At 45.0% G+C, this 19960-nt stretch carries 14 protein-coding genes; 6 read left to right on the top strand and 8 right to left on the bottom strand.

What is annotated here, in order from left to right; translation table 11 throughout:
• The first annotated feature begins 126 nt into the window (after positions 1-126).
• From hrcA to dnaJ, 5 genes are all read left to right on the top strand, one after another.
• The gene (gene hrcA / locus CC97_RS15215) at positions 127-864 is read left to right on the top strand and encodes a heat-inducible transcriptional repressor HrcA (RefSeq protein WP_242848178.1); all 738 of its coding nucleotides are present in this window, start codon (positions 127-129) and stop codon (positions 862-864) included.
• Positions 842-1174, top strand: coding sequence for an HrcA family transcriptional regulator (locus tag CC97_RS21110; protein ID WP_347493876.1), 333 nt, complete (start codon positions 842-844; stop codon positions 1172-1174). Before hrcA ends, CC97_RS21110 begins: the two co-directional genes overlap by 23 nt.
• Complete coding sequence (grpE, locus tag CC97_RS15210) at positions 1167-1751, top strand: nucleotide exchange factor GrpE (RefSeq protein WP_044975964.1); 585 nt, start codon at positions 1167-1169, stop codon at positions 1749-1751. Before CC97_RS21110 ends, grpE begins: the two co-directional genes overlap by 8 nt.
• Positions 1752-1837: 86 nt before the next feature.
• Complete coding sequence (dnaK, locus tag CC97_RS15205) at positions 1838-3697, top strand: molecular chaperone DnaK (protein WP_044975962.1); 1860 nt, start codon at positions 1838-1840, stop codon at positions 3695-3697.
• Positions 3698-3880: 183 nt separating this feature from the next.
• Positions 3881-5053, top strand: coding sequence for a molecular chaperone DnaJ (gene dnaJ / locus CC97_RS15200; protein WP_044975960.1), 1173 nt, complete (start codon positions 3881-3883; stop codon positions 5051-5053).
• A gap of 108 nt (positions 5054-5161) precedes the next feature.
• On the opposite strand, the gene CC97_RS15195 is transcribed toward dnaJ, so the two are convergent.
• The 8 genes from CC97_RS15195 to CC97_RS15160 all read right to left on the bottom strand — a co-directional run bounded on the left by CC97_RS15195 (position 5162) and on the right by CC97_RS15160 (position 19101).
• On the bottom strand, positions 5162-6214 hold the full coding sequence (locus CC97_RS15195; protein ID WP_044975958.1) for an aldo/keto reductase: 1053 nt from the start codon (positions 6212-6214) through the stop codon (positions 5162-5164).
• A complete protein-coding gene (locus tag CC97_RS15190; protein ID WP_044975956.1) occupies positions 6211-9282 on the bottom strand; it encodes a leucine-rich repeat domain-containing protein in 3072 nt (1023 codons plus the stop codon). The genes CC97_RS15195 and CC97_RS15190 overlap by 4 nt, the downstream gene beginning before the upstream one ends.
• Complete coding sequence (locus CC97_RS15185) at positions 9275-10255, bottom strand: tRNA-dihydrouridine synthase (RefSeq protein WP_044975954.1); 981 nt, start codon at positions 10253-10255, stop codon at positions 9275-9277. The genes CC97_RS15190 and CC97_RS15185 overlap by 8 nt, the downstream gene beginning before the upstream one ends.
• A gap of 83 nt (positions 10256-10338) precedes the next feature.
• A complete protein-coding gene (locus CC97_RS15180) occupies positions 10339-10761 on the bottom strand; it encodes a DUF1893 domain-containing protein (RefSeq protein ID WP_049962958.1) in 423 nt (140 codons plus the stop codon).
• The gene (locus CC97_RS15175; protein ID WP_044975951.1) at positions 10754-11338 is read right to left on the bottom strand and encodes a hypothetical protein; all 585 of its coding nucleotides are present in this window, start codon (positions 11336-11338) and stop codon (positions 10754-10756) included. The genes CC97_RS15180 and CC97_RS15175 overlap by 8 nt, the downstream gene beginning before the upstream one ends.
• A gap of 206 nt (positions 11339-11544) precedes the next feature.
• Positions 11545-13941: a CotH kinase family protein gene (locus tag CC97_RS19105; protein WP_049962957.1), complete on the bottom strand. Its 2397-nt coding sequence runs from the start codon at positions 13939-13941 to the stop codon at positions 11545-11547.
• 295 nt (positions 13942-14236) lie between these two features.
• The gene (locus CC97_RS15165; RefSeq protein ID WP_049962956.1) at positions 14237-16276 is read right to left on the bottom strand and encodes an endo-1,4-beta-xylanase; all 2040 of its coding nucleotides are present in this window, start codon (positions 16274-16276) and stop codon (positions 14237-14239) included.
• A gap of 311 nt (positions 16277-16587) precedes the next feature.
• Positions 16588-19101, bottom strand: coding sequence for a dockerin type I repeat-containing protein (locus CC97_RS15160; RefSeq protein WP_044975949.1), 2514 nt, complete (start codon positions 19099-19101; stop codon positions 16588-16590).
• A gap of 333 nt (positions 19102-19434) precedes the next feature.
• On the opposite strand from CC97_RS15160, the gene CC97_RS15155 reads away from it, so the two are divergent.
• Positions 19435-19920: a hypothetical protein gene (locus CC97_RS15155; RefSeq protein WP_044975947.1), complete on the top strand. Its 486-nt coding sequence runs from the start codon at positions 19435-19437 to the stop codon at positions 19918-19920.
• Positions 19921-19960 lie beyond the last annotated feature (40 nt).

The following is a 19960-nucleotide window of genomic DNA, read 5'->3' as shown; positions in this document are numbered from 1 at the left end:
ACAGTTTTAACAAAGATGAATAAACCTATTGACATTCGCCTTAAATAATGTTAAATTATATTTAGCACTCAGAGAGATAGAGTGCTAACACTTACGAACCAATATTGCTAATCAGGAGGCTTTCAGATGGATGAACGAAAGCTAAAAATACTGGCAGCTGTTGTAGATGAATATATTCTTACAGGCGAGCCTGTTGGTTCAAAGGCCATTTCCAAAGTACCGGGCATCAACGTTTCAGCAGCCACGATCCGAAACGACATGTCTGTTCTCGAACAGCTCGGATACCTTGAACAGCCGCACACATCGGCAGGACGAATTCCTACATTCAACGGATACCGCCTGTACATAGATCAGCTGATGACAGTCGAGGAACTCTCGGAAAGCGAACGTCAGAGACTTGATGCAATGCTCGGTGAAGAGGAAAACCTCACTGAAGAATCAATAATTCAAAGTGCCGGAAAAGCTCTTGCGGAACTCACAAAATGCGCTTCTGTAGTTGCAAATTCCGCACCTAAGTTTTCAGTCATCACCAAGGTTGATGTTGTTCCGACCGGCAAGCGTCTTTACCTTATACTGCTTATCACATCAAACGGCAGTATCAAGAACAAGGCATGCAGACTTGAATTTGATCTTGATGAAGAACAGCTCGCATTTTTTTCACATTACATTCAGGAAAATCTTCAGGGTGTTTCAATCGAGGAACTCTCGGAAGAACGAATGGAAAAACTTATTACAGCACTCGGTGCTTATATGATTACCCTTGCTCCGCTGGTAAAAGGTCTGTGTGAACTTTCACAGGATCTTCTCCACAATGAGCTTACGATAAGCGGCACAAAACAACCTGATCTCGTGCAGCGACTTTGACAAGAACGAGATAGTAAGATTCATTGAACACAAAAATGATTTTGCTGAGTTCCTTGACAGCAGTTTCAGCGGAATACAGGTAATGTTCAGTGAGGAAAATGACGACTTCATAATCGGCAACTCGAGCATGATAGTTTCAAAGTACCGCAAGGGTGACAAGGAAGCCGGTTCACTCGGAATAGTCGGACCGATGCGACTCAACTATGCAAAGATCATACCTTATATAGAGTATTTTACGCAGAAGATAACAGATGTTCTTACCGGAGAAATTCCGGAAACTGCGGGAAAGGAACCAGACAATAATGAGTAAGAAAAAGCACGCAGAAGAAACTTCAGAAAAGGAACTCGAAGTGAACGAAGCTTCTGAAAACGAAGCAGAAGAAGCTGCCGCAGAAAATGCAGAAACAGCGGAGGAAACTTCTGAAGCATCGCCGGAAGAAAGTGCTGATGCAAAAGTCACTGCACTTGAGGAAGAACTTAAAAAGGAAAAGGACAATTACATGAGACTTTTCGCTGAGTTCGACAACTTCAGAAAGAGAACTTCAAGAGAAAAAACTGAAGCATACGGAGATTCCGCAGCAAAAACAATAGGCGCTATCCTCCCCGCTCTGGACAACTTCGAAAGAGCACTCGATGCTCCGTGCGAGGATGAAAACTTCAAGAAGGGTGTTGAAATGATCTTCACTCAGCTCAACGGCATTCTCGAAAAGCTCGGAGTAACAGAAATAGAAGCACTCGGCGCACCATTTGATCCGAACTTCCACAACGCCATCAAGCAGGTGGAAAGCGAAGACGCCGAATCTGACACTGTATGCGAGGTATTCCAGAAGGGATACAAACTCGGCGACAGAGTAATAAGAACTGCAATGGTTGCAGTAACCGCCTGATCACAGATCATTCTGATGACAGGATATTAAAACGCAAACAAACAATAAACAAATATAAACATTCAGATTGAAAGGATGAATCAGTTATGGGAAAGATCATTGGTATTGACTTAGGTACAACAAACTCATGCGTAGCAGTTATGGAAGGCGGTAACTCAGTAGTTATCCCTAACTCAGAAGGTGCAAGAACAACTCCTTCAGTAGTTGCATTCACAAAGAACGGCGAAAGACTTGTTGGTCAGACAGCAAAGCATCAGGCTATCACAAACCCTGACAAGACTATCATCTCCATCAAGCGTCACATGGGTTCAGACTACAAGGTAGATATAGACGGCAAGAAGTACACACCACAGGAGATCTCAGCAATGATCCTTCAGAAGCTGAAGGCTGACGCTGAAGCATATCTCGGCGAAAAGGTTACAGAAGCAGTTATCACTGTTCCTGCTTACTTCACAGACTCACAGAGACAGGCTACAAAGGACGCTGGTCAGATCGCTGGTCTTACAGTTAAGCGTATCATCAACGAACCTACAGCAGCTGCTCTTTCGTACGGTATCGACAAGGAAGATGACCAGAAGATCATGGTTTACGACCTCGGCGGCGGTACATTCGACGTATCCATCATCGAAATGGGCGACGGCGTAACAGAAGTTCTTGCTACAGCAGGTAACAACCGTCTCGGCGGTGACGACTTCGACCAGAGAATCATCGACTGGATGGTTGCAGAGTTCAAGCAGGCAGAAGGTATTGACCTCTCAGGCGACAAGCTCGCTATGCAGAGACTCAAGGAGGCTGCTGAAAAGGCTAAGATCGAACTCTCATCAACAACAACTTCAAACATCAACCTCCCGTTCATCTCAGCTGATGCTTCAGGCCCTAAGCACCTCGACCTCACACTTACACAGGCTAAGTTCAACGAACTCACTGCAGACCTCGTTCAGGCTACAATGGGACCTGTTGACCAGGCTCTCAGCGACAGCGGTCTTTCAGCAAGCGACCTCAACAAGGTTCTCCTCGTTGGTGGTTCTTCAAGAATCCCTGCAGTTCAGGAAGCTGTCAAGAAGCGTATCGGCAAGGATCCATTCAAGGGTATCAACCCTGACGAATGCGTTGCTCTCGGTGCTGCTTACCAGGGCGGTGTACTCGGCGGCGACGTTAAGGAAGGTCTCCTCCTCCTCGACGTAACACCACTTTCACTCGGCCTTGAAACAATGGGCGGTGTATGCACAAAGATCATCGAAAGAAATACAACAATTCCTACAAAGAAGTCACAGATCTTCTCAACTGCAGCTGATAACCAGAGCGCCGTTGACATCAACATCCTCCAGGGTGAACGTGAATTCGCAAAGGATAACAAGCAGCTCGGTATGTTCCGTCTCGACGGTATCGCTCCTGCACCAAGAGGAATCCCACAGATCGAAGTTACATTCGATATCGACCAGAACGGTATCGTACACGTTTCTGCAAAGGACCTCGGCACAGGCAAGGAACAGAACATTTCTATCACAGCTTCAACAAACATGTCCAAGGAAGATATCGACAAGGCTGTCAAGGAAGCTGAACAGTTCGCTGAAGAAGACAAGAAGAGACGTGAAGACGTTGACGCAAAGAACAACGGTGAAAACCTCGTATTCCAGTGCGAAAAGGCTCTCGGCGAATTCGGCGACAAGGTAAGCGCTGAAGACAAGGCTCCTATCGAAAGCAAGCTCGAAGCTCTCAAGGCTGCTCTCAAGGCTGACAATGTTGACGACATCAAGGCTAAGACAGAAGAACTCCAGAAGGCATTCTACGATCTTTCATCAAAGGTTTACCAGGCTGCAGGCGCAGCTGCCGGTCAGGATCCTAATGCTGCTGCAGGCGGATTTGCAGGCGGTGCTGCTGATGCAGGCAACGCAAACGACAAGAAGGATGACAACGTAGTTGATGCTGACTACACAGAAGCCTGATCATAATACGAATTTTTAAAACAGGATTTCAGGGCGGATCACTCATCCGCTCTGTCCTTGTATTATAAGGAAGCACATCAGTCCAGGTGAACCGGACTGCTATCTTATCATTTAAATAAAGGAAGCGCGGATTTCCGTTCAAATCAGTGTTTCCATAACTTATGCAATAAAACGGAGGAACATATGGCTGACAAAAGAGACTACTATGAAGTGCTTGGCGTACAGAAAAACGCAAGTGCAGATGAGATAAAAAAAGCTTATCGTTCGCTCGCAAGAAAGTATCATCCGGATCTTCATCCTGACGACAAGGACTGTGCAGAAAAGTTCAAGGAAGTCAATGAAGCTTATGAGGTCCTCTCAGACCCGTCAAAGAAGGAACGCTATGACCAGTTCGGCCATGCCGGTGTTGATCCTAACTACGGCGGCGGCGGATTTAACGGCGGTGCCGGATTCAATCCTTTCGGCGACATGGGTGACATATTCGAAAACCTCTTCGGAGGCGGTTTTGGCGGCGGCTTCGGAGGCAGCACAAGATCACGTGCCGATGCACCGAGACGCGGACAGGACGTTGACACAACCGTTACAATTGAATTTATGGAAGCCTGCATGGGTGTTAAGCGCGAGATCAAGATCAACCGTCTCGACAAATGTCCTGACTGTAAAGGTACAGGCGCATCAGCCGGTTCAACTCCGCAGACCTGTCCTGAATGTAACGGACGAGGTCAGGTCAAGGTCGCTCAGAGAACTCCTTTCGGCGTGATCTCATCACAGAAAGTATGTTCAAAATGCGGCGGCAAAGGAAAGATCGTTTCAAATCCTTGTTCAAAGTGCGGCGGCAACGGTCGTGTACGTGTTTCAAAGTCACTTTCAGTTGACATTCCGGCAGGTATCGATGACGGACAGATGCTCCGCGTAAGCGGTCAGGGTGATGCCGGTGTAAACGGCGGACCAAGCGGAAACCTTAATGTTGGTGTACGTGTAAAGAATCATCCTCTCTTTGAACGTGAGGAATATGATATCCACTGCGAGATTCCGATCACATATGCACAGGCTGTAATGGGTGATGAACTTGTCGTTCCTACTATCGACGGCAATGTCAAGTACTCGATCGGCGAAGGCACACAGACCGGTACAGTCTTCAGACTCAAAGGCAAGGGTGTCAAGAAGCTCCAGCGTTCAGAACGCGGTGACCAGTACGTTAAAGTATATGTTGAAGTTCCTAAGAACCTTGACAAGAAACAGAAGGAACTCCTCAAGGAATTCGAAGCTTCACTTGAAGACAAGAATTACGAGAAGAAGAAGAATTTCTTTGACAAGCTCAAGGAATTCAAGGAACGTTTCAAAGATAAGAATTAAGTCTGCAATCCGGATTCGCCGGATTGCAGAGTGAAGGGGTTACGGGGCTTCGCCCCGTAACCCCTTCTTACAGTCCTCCCCCCATACGGAGAGGGCTGTTTTTGTTTATCACCGTGTTACAAAATCGTGTATCATTTCAATCAGTTCAGGTATCCTTAATTTACGCGGACAGTCTTTCATGCACTGTCTTTCCGTGCACTTCATGCAGCTTTCATATACTTCTTCGATGTTGAGTCTGAGTTTTTTCCTTGCCCAGTAGTGCTTTCCGAGATGATAATAATTATACTGTCTGAGCATGATATGGACTTCGTATCCTTTCGGGCACACGCAGCGCTGACATCTTGTGCAGCCGACAGGTGTAAAATGCTCTGACAGTCTTTTTATGACCTCCTCAAAGGAAAACTCCCGAGGGGAAAAATCCTCTTTCATTGCTGCTTCTGCCTGTCCGACAGTCCCTATTCCGATAAGTGCACAGGAAAAAGGCCAGTGAAGGATGCCTCCAATAAGCTCGGCCGGACTGAACACATTAAGAAGACATCCGGCTGCATACACTTTATTCAGAATGAGTCCCTTGCTTTTAAAAATATCTTTCTCCGCAATCCGGTCGATTATACCGCGCTCCATTATATTGCCGCTGGTCTGTATCACGTCCACCCTGTCATCACGTGCGGAACGTTCTGCAACACTGTAGTAATGTGTTGCAATGCCGGTATATTTTATTACGCCGGCTTTCTTAAGATCACACAGTGCATCGAGTGCTCCGTATCTGCTGAATGTTTCATCCTGGTTGTCCTCATCCACCTGATGGACAAAGTAAATGTCCGGATCGGTACCAAGATTTTCGGCTGATCTCATAACTTCGCGGAACATATCATTTCCGTCCATGAATCTTGCCTTGTCAGAAATGATGATATTCTCTCGTCCTGCCTTCTCTGCAAAAACACCGAGTTTGTACTCCGCATCGCCGTATTCTTCAGGAATAGCTGTGTCGTAGAAATTGCATCCCATTCTGTATGCGCACATCATTATCTCAACTGCTTCATCAAGATCAGGACTGTAGTAATCCGGAAGAACGGGAACATTTCCGCTCAGTACCGGTATCGTTCCAAAACCTGTTTCCGATACCATAAGTCCTGTATTTCCGAGTTCTCTGTATCTCATAGTTTATCACACCACGCAAATGCATCTTCAGCAATATCTACACTGTCACGGTCAGCGAATGCTACTTCCTCAAGTTTCTCACAGAAGGCAAATGCCTGAGGGCCGATTTTCTTTACTGACTCAGGGATCAATATCCTCTTCAGACTTTTACATCTGAAAAAAGCTCTTTCCGGTATCTCAGTAAGTTCTGAGGATAAATGTATCTCCTTAAGACTGCAGCAGTGCTCAAACGCTCTTTTTCCAATAGTGACAAGGTCATCGGAAACGTCGATACTTTCAAGGTTTTTGCAGCCGCTGAATGCCTGAGCACCAATCTCTGTGACTCTTCCCGCATTCTGTACAGTTTTCAGCCACCTGCTGCTTTTGAACGCCGACTTTCCTATTTTGACGGTCTCATCTGAAAGCACTATCGTTTCAAGAAGATTACATTCCTTGTAGACCTCATCGGCTATCTCACGTATTCCTCCAGGAAATACAAGATTCCGTATATTGCCTGTACTCTCTTCAAGAACAGCGTTCTTATTCAGCTTGAAACAGTTTATACACTCGGCAAATATACGTCTTACCAGATCAGGATAATCCTTTTCCGTGATATCGGATACTTTTTCAAGCGTATATGTTTTCCCGTCTGAAAACAGTATCTTTTTCAGATTGATACAGTTTCTGAATGCAAATACATCGACCGCAATACGATCCTTTTTAAGGATAAGCTCCTTCAGTTCCGTATTGCCGGCAAATGCCCAGCTGCATATCCTTTCAGCCTCATCAGGTATCTCAGCCGTTTCACCGCAGCCGACTGCATCTATGAGCAGACCGTTTACGATGTTGTAACGGACTTCGGCACGTCTTTTTTCAAGCCAGCCTGTTCCCGCAAACGTCAGCTTGCCGCTGTGCTTAAAGCCAGCCGGAAAGATTATATCCGTTACACGAAGATGGTCACGGAAAGCCTCGTCCCCGGCTGAAACTATATCGTCCGGGATACGCACCTTTAAAGCATCTCCTGTGTATTTTGCAATGCCGTACTTTGAATCGACCTCAAAGCAGGAATACACGCTGCCTATGATCTCCTGAACTCTTAACGGATACTGGTTTCCGGCACTGTTCATGCTCTGTGCAAAACGCGAGAAATGATATGCTGTTCCGTCAAGGATTACCGTATCTGCAGATGTACAGCCGCGAAAAGCACCGCTCTGAAAAGATGTACGGGAATCGGTGATTATTGTTTTTAGAGCCGAACAATCGGCAAATGCGTGATAGCCTGTATCCGCACAGGTAAGCCTGATCTCAGCCAGACTGTCACAGCGTTCAAATGCGCGCTCGCCTATTACGCGGATGTTCGTAAGATCAAAGCTTTCAAGGCACACGCACTCATCAAAGCAGCGTCTTCCTATCCCGGATACCTCTTCTGAGACCTTTACCTTTCTTAATGACGTGCAGCCTGCAAACACTTCGCTTTCAAGCATGGATACTCCGCTTATCTCTGCTTCTTCAAGAGCTCTGCAGTACGCAAATGCGCCTTTTTCGATTCTGCCTGCAAGCACGCTCACCTTTTTAAGAGACGGACATTTTTCAAAGGCGTATTTTTCAATAATGCACCCCGGTGCATTTATTACCACGGACTTAAGTTCCGGACATGCCGAAAATGCATATTTACCGATAACCACTGGTTTGTCGCATACAAACTCCGTGATTGTTTTATCATCGCAGAAACTGTACGGAGCTATGTCATCACTGCCGTATGCTCTCTCCGGTTCGCGTACTGTCGGTGATGTTCCTGTTTCAAATCCGGCAACTTCAAGGCTTACGCAGCCTCTGAATGCTGCATCACCAGTCTCACGAAGACTTTCAGGAACGTTGAAGCGTATCAGTTTTCTGCAGTTTTCAAAAGCACTGCGGCATATCTTCTGAAGGTTTTCCGACATCACTGCAGACTGCATGCATACACAGTTTCTGAATGCATTTTCATGAACCTCACGTACTGTATCGCTCATAATAACGCGGCCCAGCTTTTCGTTTCCTTCGAAACAGCTCTCGCCTATTATCTCTATACCGTCAGGTATCGTTACACGTTCCTCGCTGCCCGTGTATGACATGAGTATTTTTCCGCTTATATAAAAGTCACTCATGACCTGATTGCCGATGCGTTTTACGATATACGGAATATCGTCACCGCAGCTTATTCCGCCTATTGAGTATTTTTCTTTTCCGATGTCAATAGTCTTAAGATTACTGCAGCCTCTGAACGCACCGTCATCTATAACGACGCTGTCATTTTTCAGTGTTATCTGTTCAAGATTTATGCAGTTGCCGAAAGCATTGGCGTTTATGCGTTCAAGACTGTCAGGTAATGTCAAAGACACTATTCCCTTTTTATCAAAGAAGCAGCCTTTTCCTATCGTTTTTATCCCGTGAGGGAGTTCAAATGACCGGAGATTAACGTTCAGTTTATTCAGCACGCCGTCTTCGTATTCAAGTGACTGATAGATACTTCCGGCAATGGCACGCACAACAGGATGAACATCCGTTTCTGAGATAAGCGCCGACATAAGGTTGTCCGACTGATATGAAAATCCGCCGGAAAGATTTATTTTCTTTATTCCGAGGCAGCCGGTAAAGACGTCCTTCATAAAATTCGAGCAGTCGATACCACTGTTCAGTGATATTTCGCAGAGTCCCGTATTATTCGCAAAGGTCTGCATTTCGAGACGCTTTACACCGTAAGCCCTTATGGTCTGCAGGCTGTCACAGAAAAGAAAAGTGCCTTTTCCCAGAGCTTTTACCGAATCCGGAAGCAGCACTGAGACAAGTGAATGACATCTGTGAAAAGCCAGATCTCCTATCGTTTCAAGACTGTCCGGAAAATTTATACGTTCAAGCTTTCTGCAGCCTTTAAAGGCATTTTCCTGTATCTCTGTAAGTCCTTCCGGAAGTGTAATGTCTGTTATCCATGCCATGCCTTTAAAAGCACCGGCACCTATTGCAGTAATACCTTCCGGCACGGTGACACTGTGTTCCCCGCCTGTGTAACTTACAAGCACCCCGTTTTCAGTTATGAGATCTTCATGCATCCTGTTTCTCCGTTTCTCCGAATATCTTTTCTGTAACGTTCCTTAATTCCTGCATATTTCCGCACATGTACATTTCCTGCTTCAGAGCCTTGGTACCCGGTATTTTTTTCATAAAGTACGATGCCAGTTTTCTTATATAGTCCATGGCCGCCGTTTCATCAAAGCATGACTGTGCTATGTTTATCTGTTCCATCATGAGTGAATATTTTGTTTCTCCGGTCTCTTTTCCGGTAAGTTCAGAAAAAATCATGGGATTTTCCATTCCGTAACGTGCTATCATCACTCCGTCAGCGCCTGTTCTGTCCATCATTTTCACGGCATCTTCCTCCGAATAAATACCGCCGTTTGCTATCACCGGTATATTCACTGCATTTTTCGCTGCCTCTATGCATTCGTACAGTGGTTCTCCGTCGTACATCATATCTCTCGTGCGGCCGTGGACAGTTATCATATCAGCCCCTGAAGCCTCACACATCTTCGCGAATTCAGAAACAACTATGTTTTTCCGGTTCATGCCGGGTCTGAATTTGACAGTCACGACCTTGCCGCTTCTTTTGCAAGCTTCGATTATTTCTGAAGCCAGAGGAAGGTCACGGGTCAGGGCACAGCCTTCCCCACTCTTGATGATATTAGGCACAGGGCAGCCCATGTTGATATCAACTATATCGTAATCAGCTGTATACTCTCCTTTGCAGGCATATTCAAATGCAGATGGCACCGAACCGAGAAGCTGAACCGCTTTAAGTGTCTCGGCTTCGTCCGTATAGAGCAGTTTGGCAGTCGCCCTGTCATTGTATTTCAGCCCGTTCGCACTGACCATTTCGGTAAATGCAAGGCCTGCACCGAGTTTTCTGCACATTCTTCGGAAAGGATAGCTTGTATATCCGGCAAGCGGAGCCATAAGTACGTTGGAGTCTGCAGTTATATTTCCTATATGAAGCTTCTTAAGATACACTTCACTGAATTTTTTCATTTGCTTTCCTCATCTTTTCACCATACCGTGCGTATCAGCCGGTACACACGGATCATATTTCACGCGGAATCCGTGTTTTCTGTTTATACAGATCCGGCACGGAGTTCCGCGATTTTCTTCGCAAGTGCTGTATATGCTGTTTCCGGATCATCGATATCCGCCACAGTTTTCTCCATCGGACAGATATCTGTTCCTTTACGGTTAATTATTCTGTCAGTCAGAACGTCATAGCTACACGGGATACCGTGGGTTTCAAGAAAAGCTTTCCCGCTTTCAGACATTACTCTACCGTGAACACTGACAATACCGGCCTTTACAAACAGCATCGCTGCCGCCTTGCCGACGATCACATCTGCCGCGGAATATCCGCTTAAGTCTCTGACTTCTGAAATAAACCTCATCATCGGAGAGATACCTCTGCCGTCATCGGTAAAGAATTCACCGCCGCGACAAAGACATATTGAATGTCCTTCCAGTTCTCTTATCGCTGTTTCGATATCAGTCATTTTGATTCTCCTTTGCGAGCAGTTTCTTTAAACAGATCACAATGACCGGAACAAACAGTGCCTGTACTGCAAGGCCGGTAATTCCTGTCTTTATCTGTCCCCATATCATCGCCGGAGTAAAAGCTGCAAAGCTCTGACACACTGCGACTGCTCCAAGAAACACTGCACGTCCGCTGATCTGTGCAAGTATTACTGCCGGGAAGGCAAGCAGTCCGTTTTTCGGTAATATCTCCGAAAAAAGTCCGGACACTGCCGCAAATACGGCAAGTTCAAGCATCATAAACGGCAGTCTTGCAGCCGCCGGCATAGGATTACCCGCGGCATATGTCACAATGAAACTTATGACCGGTGAAAGCACACCGACAGCAAGTCCCCATTTTGTTCCGAGAACACATCCGCTGATAAGCACCGGCAGATACATAGGGAGCCATTTTACTCCTCCCGGCATACCGAGCAGCGCATGAACGACCTGCGGCAGAATGACCGCCAGTGCTATTAGACCAGCGGACACGGCTGTCTTAAGCTTTATTTTCGTGCCGGACGGCACATTTCTTACTGTAAGAGCGTTTTCAAGCATTATAATTTCCCCCGTTTTCACTTTGAAGTTTTACGAACATCACTTACATTATTCTATCATATTATCAGGTGATCATGCAACAGAAAATAAGAAATGAACTTTATATTCCAGGCTGTTGAAGCGGAAAGAAAAATCAGCCAGAACCAATAAAAACGGACACTCCGGATCATTTTCGGAGTGCCCGCTTTTTGATTATTAAGAATATATTATTTCTTTGTAAAGTTTGCTGTAATACCTGATGCCTGACCTGGTGTTACTGTTATTGAATCACCGCTGCCGGTTGCACCTGTCCAGCCTGAGAATGTGTATCCTTCAGCCGGTACAGCCTTTACAGTTACCTTGTAGTCAGTGAAGAATGTACCGCTCCACTTGCCGCTGTTTGGATTTACTGCAACGCCTTCAACGAGAAGCTTGCCGCCCTTTGCATCGTTTACTGCAAGATCAACTGAAGCTGTCTCGCCTGTGAGTTCGAGGTCGGTCTTAAGGAAATTATAAACATTCTTGTGTCTGTTCTGAATGAATGTCTTGATATTGTTTACTTCGCTTGTGAAGTTGTTTGAGCTGCTTACTCTCTTCTGCATTTCTGCCATTACAGGCTGATACATATTTGTGAAGTATTCAAGCTGTGAAAGCATATTATCAGCACTGAGATTGCTGTTCATGATAGTGCAGAATGTATTTACAAATCTCTGCTTGAAATCAGCGTTCTGGAGGAGCTTGTAGAAGAGAACTGTGTGATCCTTTGGTTCCTGAGCTGTCTGCTGACCCGGATTCTGCTGGCCCGGCCACTGCTGTCCCGGGTTCTGCTGACCAGGCCACTGTCCGCCTGGGTTCTGCTGACCCCATGGATTCTGCTGCTGTCCGCCCGGATTCTGCTGACCCAAAGGGTTCTGCTGGCCCGGATTCTGCTGTCCCGGATCCTGCTGCTGTTCATCGCCCGGAGCAAATGCCATCTGACCTGCGTTCCAGTTACCGCCGCCCCAGTCGCCGCCGAAGTTCCAGTTACCGAAGCCGCCCATCTGATTGCCGTACATAGCGACCTTAAGTGAATCTTCTGTGTATGTGCCGCCGCCCATGCTGTAGAGGCTTGTTGAGTATTCTGTATCATAGAGCATCCATCTCCACTTGCCGTCCTCGTAAGGCTGGTCAGATGTGGTTCTTGAACGCCATGTTCTGTAGTTGTTGTCGTTGTTCATCCAGTCCTGGTTTGCGATGAATATCTGTGTGCACCAGTATTCGATGAAGTTCTGCATGTCGATCATCTGATTGATCTTCTGGTAGTTCGAATCAACTGAAAGATCATTGTTCTTTGCAAAATTGATAAGTTCTTCATAGTATGCAAGATCTGATTCTTCGCCCTCGCCTACTTCCTTGCCACACTCAATGATCATGACATTCTTTTTGTCGATATTGTAGTTGTTTTCAAGATATGCATCGTCGTATTCTTCCTGAAGTGTGTAAACACCGAAGTATTCGCCGTTGATGAACATTATGCACGGACGTGAAGCCTGTGTGTCGAATGAAAGATCTGAAACAAGGCTCTGGATGTAGTTGTCACGGAACTGTGCGTGTCCGAGATCGTTACCGCCGTTTCTTATACGGAACTTGTTGTACTTGTCGATAGGTGTTGTACGGTCAAGCTGCATTGTGTTGCCCGGTATGAGATCGTACTTGACGTTCTTCTTGCCGTATTCATCGCGTGAGTAGAACTTAAGGCTCTTTACGATGGATGAACGTGTTGCATTACCTGAAATTCTTGCGCCGAGGTACTGGCTGTGAGCAAGTTTGCCGTCATTTTCGAAGAGTTCGAAGTAAACCTTTCTCTCCCATTCCTTGCCGCGCTGTGTGTAGTTAGCTTCGTCAAGCCATGACTGCATCGGATTCTGCTTACCTGACTTTACAAACTCATCATAGATCTTACCCTGTACGTAGATGCCCTTCTCGTAGTCGAAGAAGTCGTCAGGGCTGATTGTGATGTTCACTATCGGGAAGCCGCCGTACTGCTGGTTGATGTCGATACCTGTAAAGTATGACTGGCTTACGATATCACTTACATTGCCGTCCTTGTCAACCGCAATAGCCTTTACAACAGTACCCTTTGTAACTGCAGGCGGTGTGTATTTGTCGTTTGATACAGCGTATCCTGAAGCATAAAGATTAGGCTCATTCGACCTGTTCGTGATCTTTATAGGTGAGCTGTAAAGCTGTGATGAAGTTGTCGGATCTGTTCCGTCAGTTGTGTAGTAGATCTTTGAACCTACACCTGCTGATAATGTAAGATCGAAGCTGCTGTTATAGAAACCGCTTTCAGCAGAAAACTCAGGCACACCTGTTACGACCTCTGAGCCGAGTTCCTTCATTACGAGTTCCTTTTCAAGGATGTAGTCAACAAGATTTATCTTTCCGTCGCCGTTTACATCACAGGCAGCTGTTTCTTCGCCTTCCGGTTCCTTTGTGCCCATAAGTATCTTACCGACCCTGGTAATATCCTTGGACGAAATAGCGCCGTCTCCGTTGGCATCGCCCTTAGCAAGTGCCAGTACGGTCACTGACATTGAAGCTGCCATGAGAAGAGCTCCAAGTCCCGCAATTGTTCTTTTCAAAAAAATCACTCCCGTTACTAATAAATAATTATTCCGTTTCCGGATCTTCAGTCATTAACTTCATTATACACTAACTCACAGTTTTAAGTCAACATGTTTCACTTTTTTGTCATAAATTCACCACAAAAACGCTGATTTTATTTTTGAAAAAGCCGGCTGATAAAAGCCGGCTTTTATATAACATTAAGTAAAAATAGCTGATCATTCTGAAGATCCGGTAAAACCGGTTCATCAGGTCGTGAACTGTTCTGTTTATAACAGGCGCGGTGCTTTCTTAATGCGTCCGGCGCAGAGATCAGGCACCGAGTTTGCTTATCTTCTTTGAGATAAACTGTCTGAGAGTAGCAAGGTCAGTAAGATCAATGTTTCCGTCAGCGTTTACGTCTGCACACTTCTTCTCATCTTCGCTTAATTTTACATCTTTGAGGAGGTAGAGCGAGAGCTGAGTAAGATCAGTAACGTCAATAGTGCCGCTAAGATCAATGTCCCCGTAAGCCACTGTTTTTTCTGTGGGTGTAACTGCAGGTGTTGCTGACTCAGTTGGTTTTACTGTTGGTAAAGCTGTTTCAGTTGGCTTTACTGTAGGTGAAGCTGTTTCAGTCGGCTTAACAGTTGGTGAAGCTGATTCAGTCGGCTTTACAGTCGGTGACGGTGATTCTGAAGGAGCTGTCTGTGTCGGAACAGGAGCATTTGTCGGGATCTCGCCCGGTGTAAGTCCTTCGATAATTGAATAGTAAGCTGGTTTTGCCTTGAATTCAGAGTCGAAAATAAGCGGATTCTGAGAAGCTCTCCAGCTGTTGTCGTCTGTTACGCCCCAGAATATTACTGCTGAAATGTTGTCCTTGTACTTTTCAGCTACGTTCATAATAGCATCGTAGTACTTAGCCTGGTGCTCGAAATACTGGTCACCTGACTTTTCAGGAACTGTTACGTCAAGCTCTGTGATCTGAACGTCAAGACCTGTAGCAACATATTCCTTAACAGCCTGTTCGAACATCTGAGGTGAAGGGAATGCAGCATCCATGCTCTGTCTGCAGTCAAGGTGAGCCTGCATACCGATACCGTCGATAACGCCCTTTTCCTTGAGACGTGTAGCCATTTCAACGATCTGCTTCTTCTTGTCCATGTATTCGTTGTAGTCGTTGTAGTAGAGCTTGCATCCCTTAGGAGCATACTTTCTTGCATATTCGAATGCATAGTCGATGAATGAGTTGTCACCGAATACTGCTACCCAGTCAGAAGCGCCCCACTGGTTGCTTTCAGAAGGATGACCAGGCTTACGAGGTGTACCGTCTTCAAGCCATGCTTCGTTTACTACGTCACATGCATATATGTTAAGTGTAGGATATTCCTTTGCAAGTGCGGCGAAAACGTTCTTGATGTAGTTCTCCATACGCTTGAGCATCTTTTCCTTTGAAACGTACTCGCCCTTTGCATCGTAATTCTCCTTGAAGAACCATTCAGGAGTCTGGCTGTGCCATACGAGTGTGTGCGCTCTTAACGGAATGTTGTTCTTTACGCAGTAGTCAAGAACCGGCTTTGCTGATGCGAGGGAAACCTGCGGGTTTTCATCGTCGCCGTTCTCTTCCATATAAGCTAAAGTAGCCTTGTTGTTAAGCACATAGTCAGGCTTGAGTTCGTTGCCGACTGTGATGCTTCCGCTGAAGTGCTTGTCAACAAGCTTCATGAAAGGCTTTGAAGCGAGATCGCTTGGTGTGAGAGCTGTACCGATCTTGAAGTAGTCAGCGTAATAAGCTCTGAGTGAAGTGAGATCTTCAATTGCAACGTCAGGAACGTTTGAGATCTTGAAGTCATCAACGAAGATAGTGCAGTTTGCATCTGCTGCTTCAAAATAGAGGAACTTGTTTGTTGAACCTGCAGGGAAGCTTACCTTTGCTTCATACTTGAGCCAGTCTCCGTCCTTGCAGTCCTGAGGAAGAACGTTGTCATAGTGTGTAGTGCCTTCAGCATCATCGAACTGCATGCTGAGTGTAAGCTTGCTGTAGTAAGGTGTCTTTGCGTAAGCAGTTACGATGTACTGTGTACCAGCCTCGATAACGTCATCAAGTGCAACCTGAGGACCGTTCCAGGATTCTTTTCTTGTGCTTATGCTGAGGCAGTTGTCTCCGCCGTGAGCACCTTCGCTTACAACTTCAACTGTTTCGTCCTCGCCTCTTCTTGAAAATCCGTCTTCCTTGCCGTCTTCGAAGTCTGCTGAGAAAATTACGTCATCTTCAGCGCTTACCTTTTCAGGCTGTACAGGGAATGCAGCAACTACACCTGCGAGCATTGCAAGGCTTGCAATACCTGCTATGATTCTTTTTGAATTGTTCATTAAAAAAGCCTCCTGATTTATTTACTATATTAAATTTGAAAAATGTGAACTTAATTACCCTACTGATTATTATATCAAATTACTATAAAACATGCAATAATCAATTCGTTTTTCTACCAAACATCCAACAACTTATACTCATTCCGTGAGGATGATTTGATAAATATCACAATCATTATTGTTATTCACGCATAATCTATATTACCATAAAAACATAACAATCCAAAGTCAATTCTTGCGGTCCTTTCAGTCAATCTATGCTAAAGAAACACTGATCAAACCGGAAATCCGGAGGCGGGATTACCAGCTGTTTACGAGAATGAGCCGAGAAGTGCCTGCTGCGTATGATAAGTGATCTTTATACCTGCATTTTTATCAAGAACAAGTTTATCTTTCGGAATGGCAGCTGCCAGATGCCACTCACGGTTACTGTCTTCAGCTTTTTCTTCTGCATTGACAAATCTTCCTATAAGCACTTCAAGTGTACCGTCATTATTAACTGAAAGGTTCAGAATGCTGTACTTTATGTTTGTTTTTTCAGCCGGCTGATTTATTACAAGCAGTGCATTGTCATCAAAGAAATCTTCTGTTATGAATTCATCTTTCAGATGACTGTATCTGCCTTTCAGTGATTCATTGATCATTTCAAACCAGCTGTCAGTAAAGATAAGATCTTTAAAGTTATCTTCAAAAACAAATTCCGTTTCTGAATTCGAAACAAGTGCTGTCGTGTTCAGATCACTGTAAAGTGAATATACTCTGTCGCTGTTTCTGATCTCAGCACTGAACGATTCAACCGCTGCCGGATCAAGTACTGTTTTCGGAACTGCCGCTGCGAGGAACCAGTTTTCTTCCTGTGAAGGTGAGGCCATATCAAATCCTGTTACCTCATAACGTTCAACTGTGAGTTTAAGATTCTTCTTATAATCGATGTCCAGATTCGAAATACGGTATGCCGGTCCGAGACAGCCCTCAAATGCTGTAAAGTAAACCAGTGAATTGTCTTTAAAGAAATCTTCTGAAATACCGAATCTCTCGATGGCGCCGGTCGGCTTTATACCTTTTGAGGTTATCTTCTCATTAAACTCATCCATGGAAGATACTATTCCTGAAAGCTGTTCAGTCACAATATCTGAAGTATGCTCTACTGAAGTTGTACTAATAAGTCTGCAGCTTCCTGTCAGATTTGTATGCTCATGTATATCATTGTAATGCACATACGTTCTGCTTCCGTTCTGCGGATTATCCGGAACAACGGTAATGTAATGTATGGTACCGGCTATCTCTGTCTGCATCGACGGGAAAAATCTGTCGTAATAAAGATGAACGTCCCCGTTTTCACTTTCCTTCACGGAAGTAAGAGTATATTTCACGCCGTTGCATCCGAGTGATTTGTCGATCATGACAGCAAGTCTGTGATCCTTGAAGAATTCCTCACTGACTTCCAGCCCCTTTTCTTTCATCTGATCAGGCTGATGCTCATCTGAAGCCATATATTCCTGATAGTCCTTCATTGAAGATACCATGAAACCGTCACCAGTATAGTGGCTGCCATTCGTGTGCACTGTCGTACACTTATCTGTAATATCGGTCACACCGACTGTTCTGCCGATGAAACTTACCTTCTTTGAAAGGTACTGTCTGAAAAGTGCCAGATCGCTTAAATTCACTGTGCCGTCATTCTGAACATCTGCGGCTTCAAGAATATTTACATCTGTAATGTCACTGTCACCGATAAGATACAGTGAAAGATACGACAGGTCCGTAACGTCAGCTATGTCGTCGCCGTTCAGATCACCGTAAACGATACTGTCATAGTCCGGCTCTGCTGCCTGTGCATAGCTGGTCGGTGAAGCCAGCGGAGCTGCCGGATGTACAGACGGATGTTTCGGAACCCATGAATTATCGTCCTGCGCTATCGGACTCGGGATCTCAGGCGGTGATGTGGTGTAATACTCCGGAATGAAATTTTCCGTCCTGTAATCGTAAAGAGGAGCATTTCTTTCAAGGCCGAGTGAAAACTCATATCCGAACTCATCAAAAATAAGCTTTCCTATGCGGCATCTTTCCTCCGGCGTATCCTTTTCCGTTTCAACAACGTACATTTTATTATCGTCGTCTCTTTCACTGACTATGATACGGCAGTTCTCGCCCTTTCCCTTAAGAAATTCCGCAACTGACGCAAAATCATAGTCTTCCTTTTCTCTAAAAGAATTATAGTTGTAACAGAGCCTGTCAAAATAAAAGGTGTAATCCTTATACTTTACTTTTTCGCCGTTAAAGCCGATATCCGTTATCTTACCCTCATCAACATACGGCTTGAGTACTTCCTTTACCTTGTCAAACATCTCAGATGTGATATCATCCGCAAGCACGATCCCGGTTGAATACACGTAATACGTATCAAATGTACCGCCTGTGATAGCAGTGACAGCCCTGAGGATCTCCGTTCTTGCATCGTCGTTGCAGCTTTTGAAGGTAACAGTCAGTTCATCTTTTGCTTCCGGAAAAGTCAGAAGAAGATAGTTTCTGCTGTTCCATTTGCCGATATACGGAACACATTTTCCTCTGAAATTTTCATCGCTGTAACCGGAACCACCCGTACCGATGATCTCACGATAGTCACTGAACGCCGCCTCAAAATATCCGCTGTCATCAAATCTTTTAAGTTCACCGAAAAATTCCTCACGTTCCCGTGCAAGTGACTCCACTGCATCTTCAGTAACCTGGGCATTAACTGCACGTATATCATCCAAAGCCGGAAGCACACATGAAGATGCCAGCAGAGCAGCGGTCATAACCGGCATTATTTTCGTTTTTTTCATTATATATTCATCCTTTCTGCAGTTTGATTTTCATATGATTTCGTTTGCTATATATTATACACACGAACCCGCCGGTTATCTTCATGTTTTTCTTAAAAACTTTTATCCGGATGAAAGTTTGTAAGTTGATAACAAATCCAGAGCAGCGATTTCATGCAATAATTATAAGGCTGGCAGCATTTAATTAACATTCTTGAAATTTTCACTTGACATAATTATAATTTGCGGTTATAATGAAATCATCAGAGCAGTGTCAAAAATCGCTGGACAGATCAGCGTTTCCTTAAAGCTGCATAAGCATAGTATTCCGTTATTATTTTCGAGGTGGCATTTATGAGAATTTCTTTTGACCTTGACGATACCCTGTTTGTTTCAGAACAGAAATTCAAAACCGAACCTGCGCCGAAGTTTCCGTTCAACTTCATCTACAAAGACAGACTGCGTGCAGGTACTGTGGAGCTTTTAAACTACATACGTGACCAGAAGATCGAACTGTGGATCTATACCACATCATTCCGTTCCGAGAAATACATAACCGGTCTGTTTAAATACTACGGAATAAAACTTGACAGTATTGTAAACGGAGCCAGACATGAACGTGAAGTTCAGGCCGGACACTCCGAAGGAATGCCGTCAAAATATCCGAGCAAATACCGCATCGACCTTCATGTAGACGACGATATTTCCGTAGTGGAAAACGGAAAGACCTACGGTTTCAATGTTTTTCACATAGGCGGGCCGGATGATGAATGGGTGGATAAAATAAAAGCCGATATTGAAAAAGTAAAAAAACGTATAGCCGCCTCCGGAGGTGCATAACATTTAAACGTATAAGAACGATCTTATGAAAAGCTGATCT

Source organism: Ruminococcus sp. HUN007 (assembly GCF_000712055.1).
GTDB lineage: Bacteria > Bacillota > Clostridia > Oscillospirales > Ruminococcaceae > HUN007.
The sequence above is the reverse complement of the archived record's forward strand: the minus strand, read 5'-3'. Positions and strand labels throughout refer to the sequence as shown.

Bases quoted from the DNA above. Each gene is read 5' to 3' on its own strand.
- CC97_RS15190 (WP_044975956.1), bottom strand. From the start codon at position 9,282: ATGCATGAAGATCTCATAACTGAAAACGGGGTGCTTGTAAGTTACACA.
- grpE (WP_044975964.1), top strand. From the start codon at position 1,167: ATGAGTAAGAAAAAGCACGCAGAAGAAACTTCAGAAAAGGAACTCGAA.
- hrcA (WP_242848178.1), top strand. From the start codon at position 127: ATGGATGAACGAAAGCTAAAAATACTGGCAGCTGTTGTAGATGAATAT.
- CC97_RS15180 (WP_049962958.1), bottom strand. From the start codon at position 10,761: ATGACTGATATCGAAACAGCGATAAGAGAACTGGAAGGACATTCAATA.
- CC97_RS15160 (WP_044975949.1), bottom strand. From the start codon at position 19,101: ATGAAAAAAACGAAAATAATGCCGGTTATGACCGCTGCTCTGCTGGCA.
- dnaJ (WP_044975960.1), top strand. From the start codon at position 3,881: ATGGCTGACAAAAGAGACTACTATGAAGTGCTTGGCGTACAGAAAAAC.
- CC97_RS15165 (WP_049962956.1), bottom strand. From the start codon at position 16,276: ATGAACAATTCAAAAAGAATCATAGCAGGTATTGCAAGCCTTGCAATG.
- CC97_RS15155 (WP_044975947.1), top strand. From the start codon at position 19,435: ATGAGAATTTCTTTTGACCTTGACGATACCCTGTTTGTTTCAGAACAG.
- CC97_RS15195 (WP_044975958.1), bottom strand. From the start codon at position 6,214: ATGAGATACAGAGAACTCGGAAATACAGGACTTATGGTATCGGAAACA.
- dnaK (WP_044975962.1), top strand. From the start codon at position 1,838: ATGGGAAAGATCATTGGTATTGACTTAGGTACAACAAACTCATGCGTA.
- CC97_RS15175 (WP_044975951.1), bottom strand. From the start codon at position 11,338: ATGCTTGAAAACGCTCTTACAGTAAGAAATGTGCCGTCCGGCACGAAA.
- CC97_RS15185 (WP_044975954.1), bottom strand. From the start codon at position 10,255: ATGAAAAAATTCAGTGAAGTGTATCTTAAGAAGCTTCATATAGGAAAT.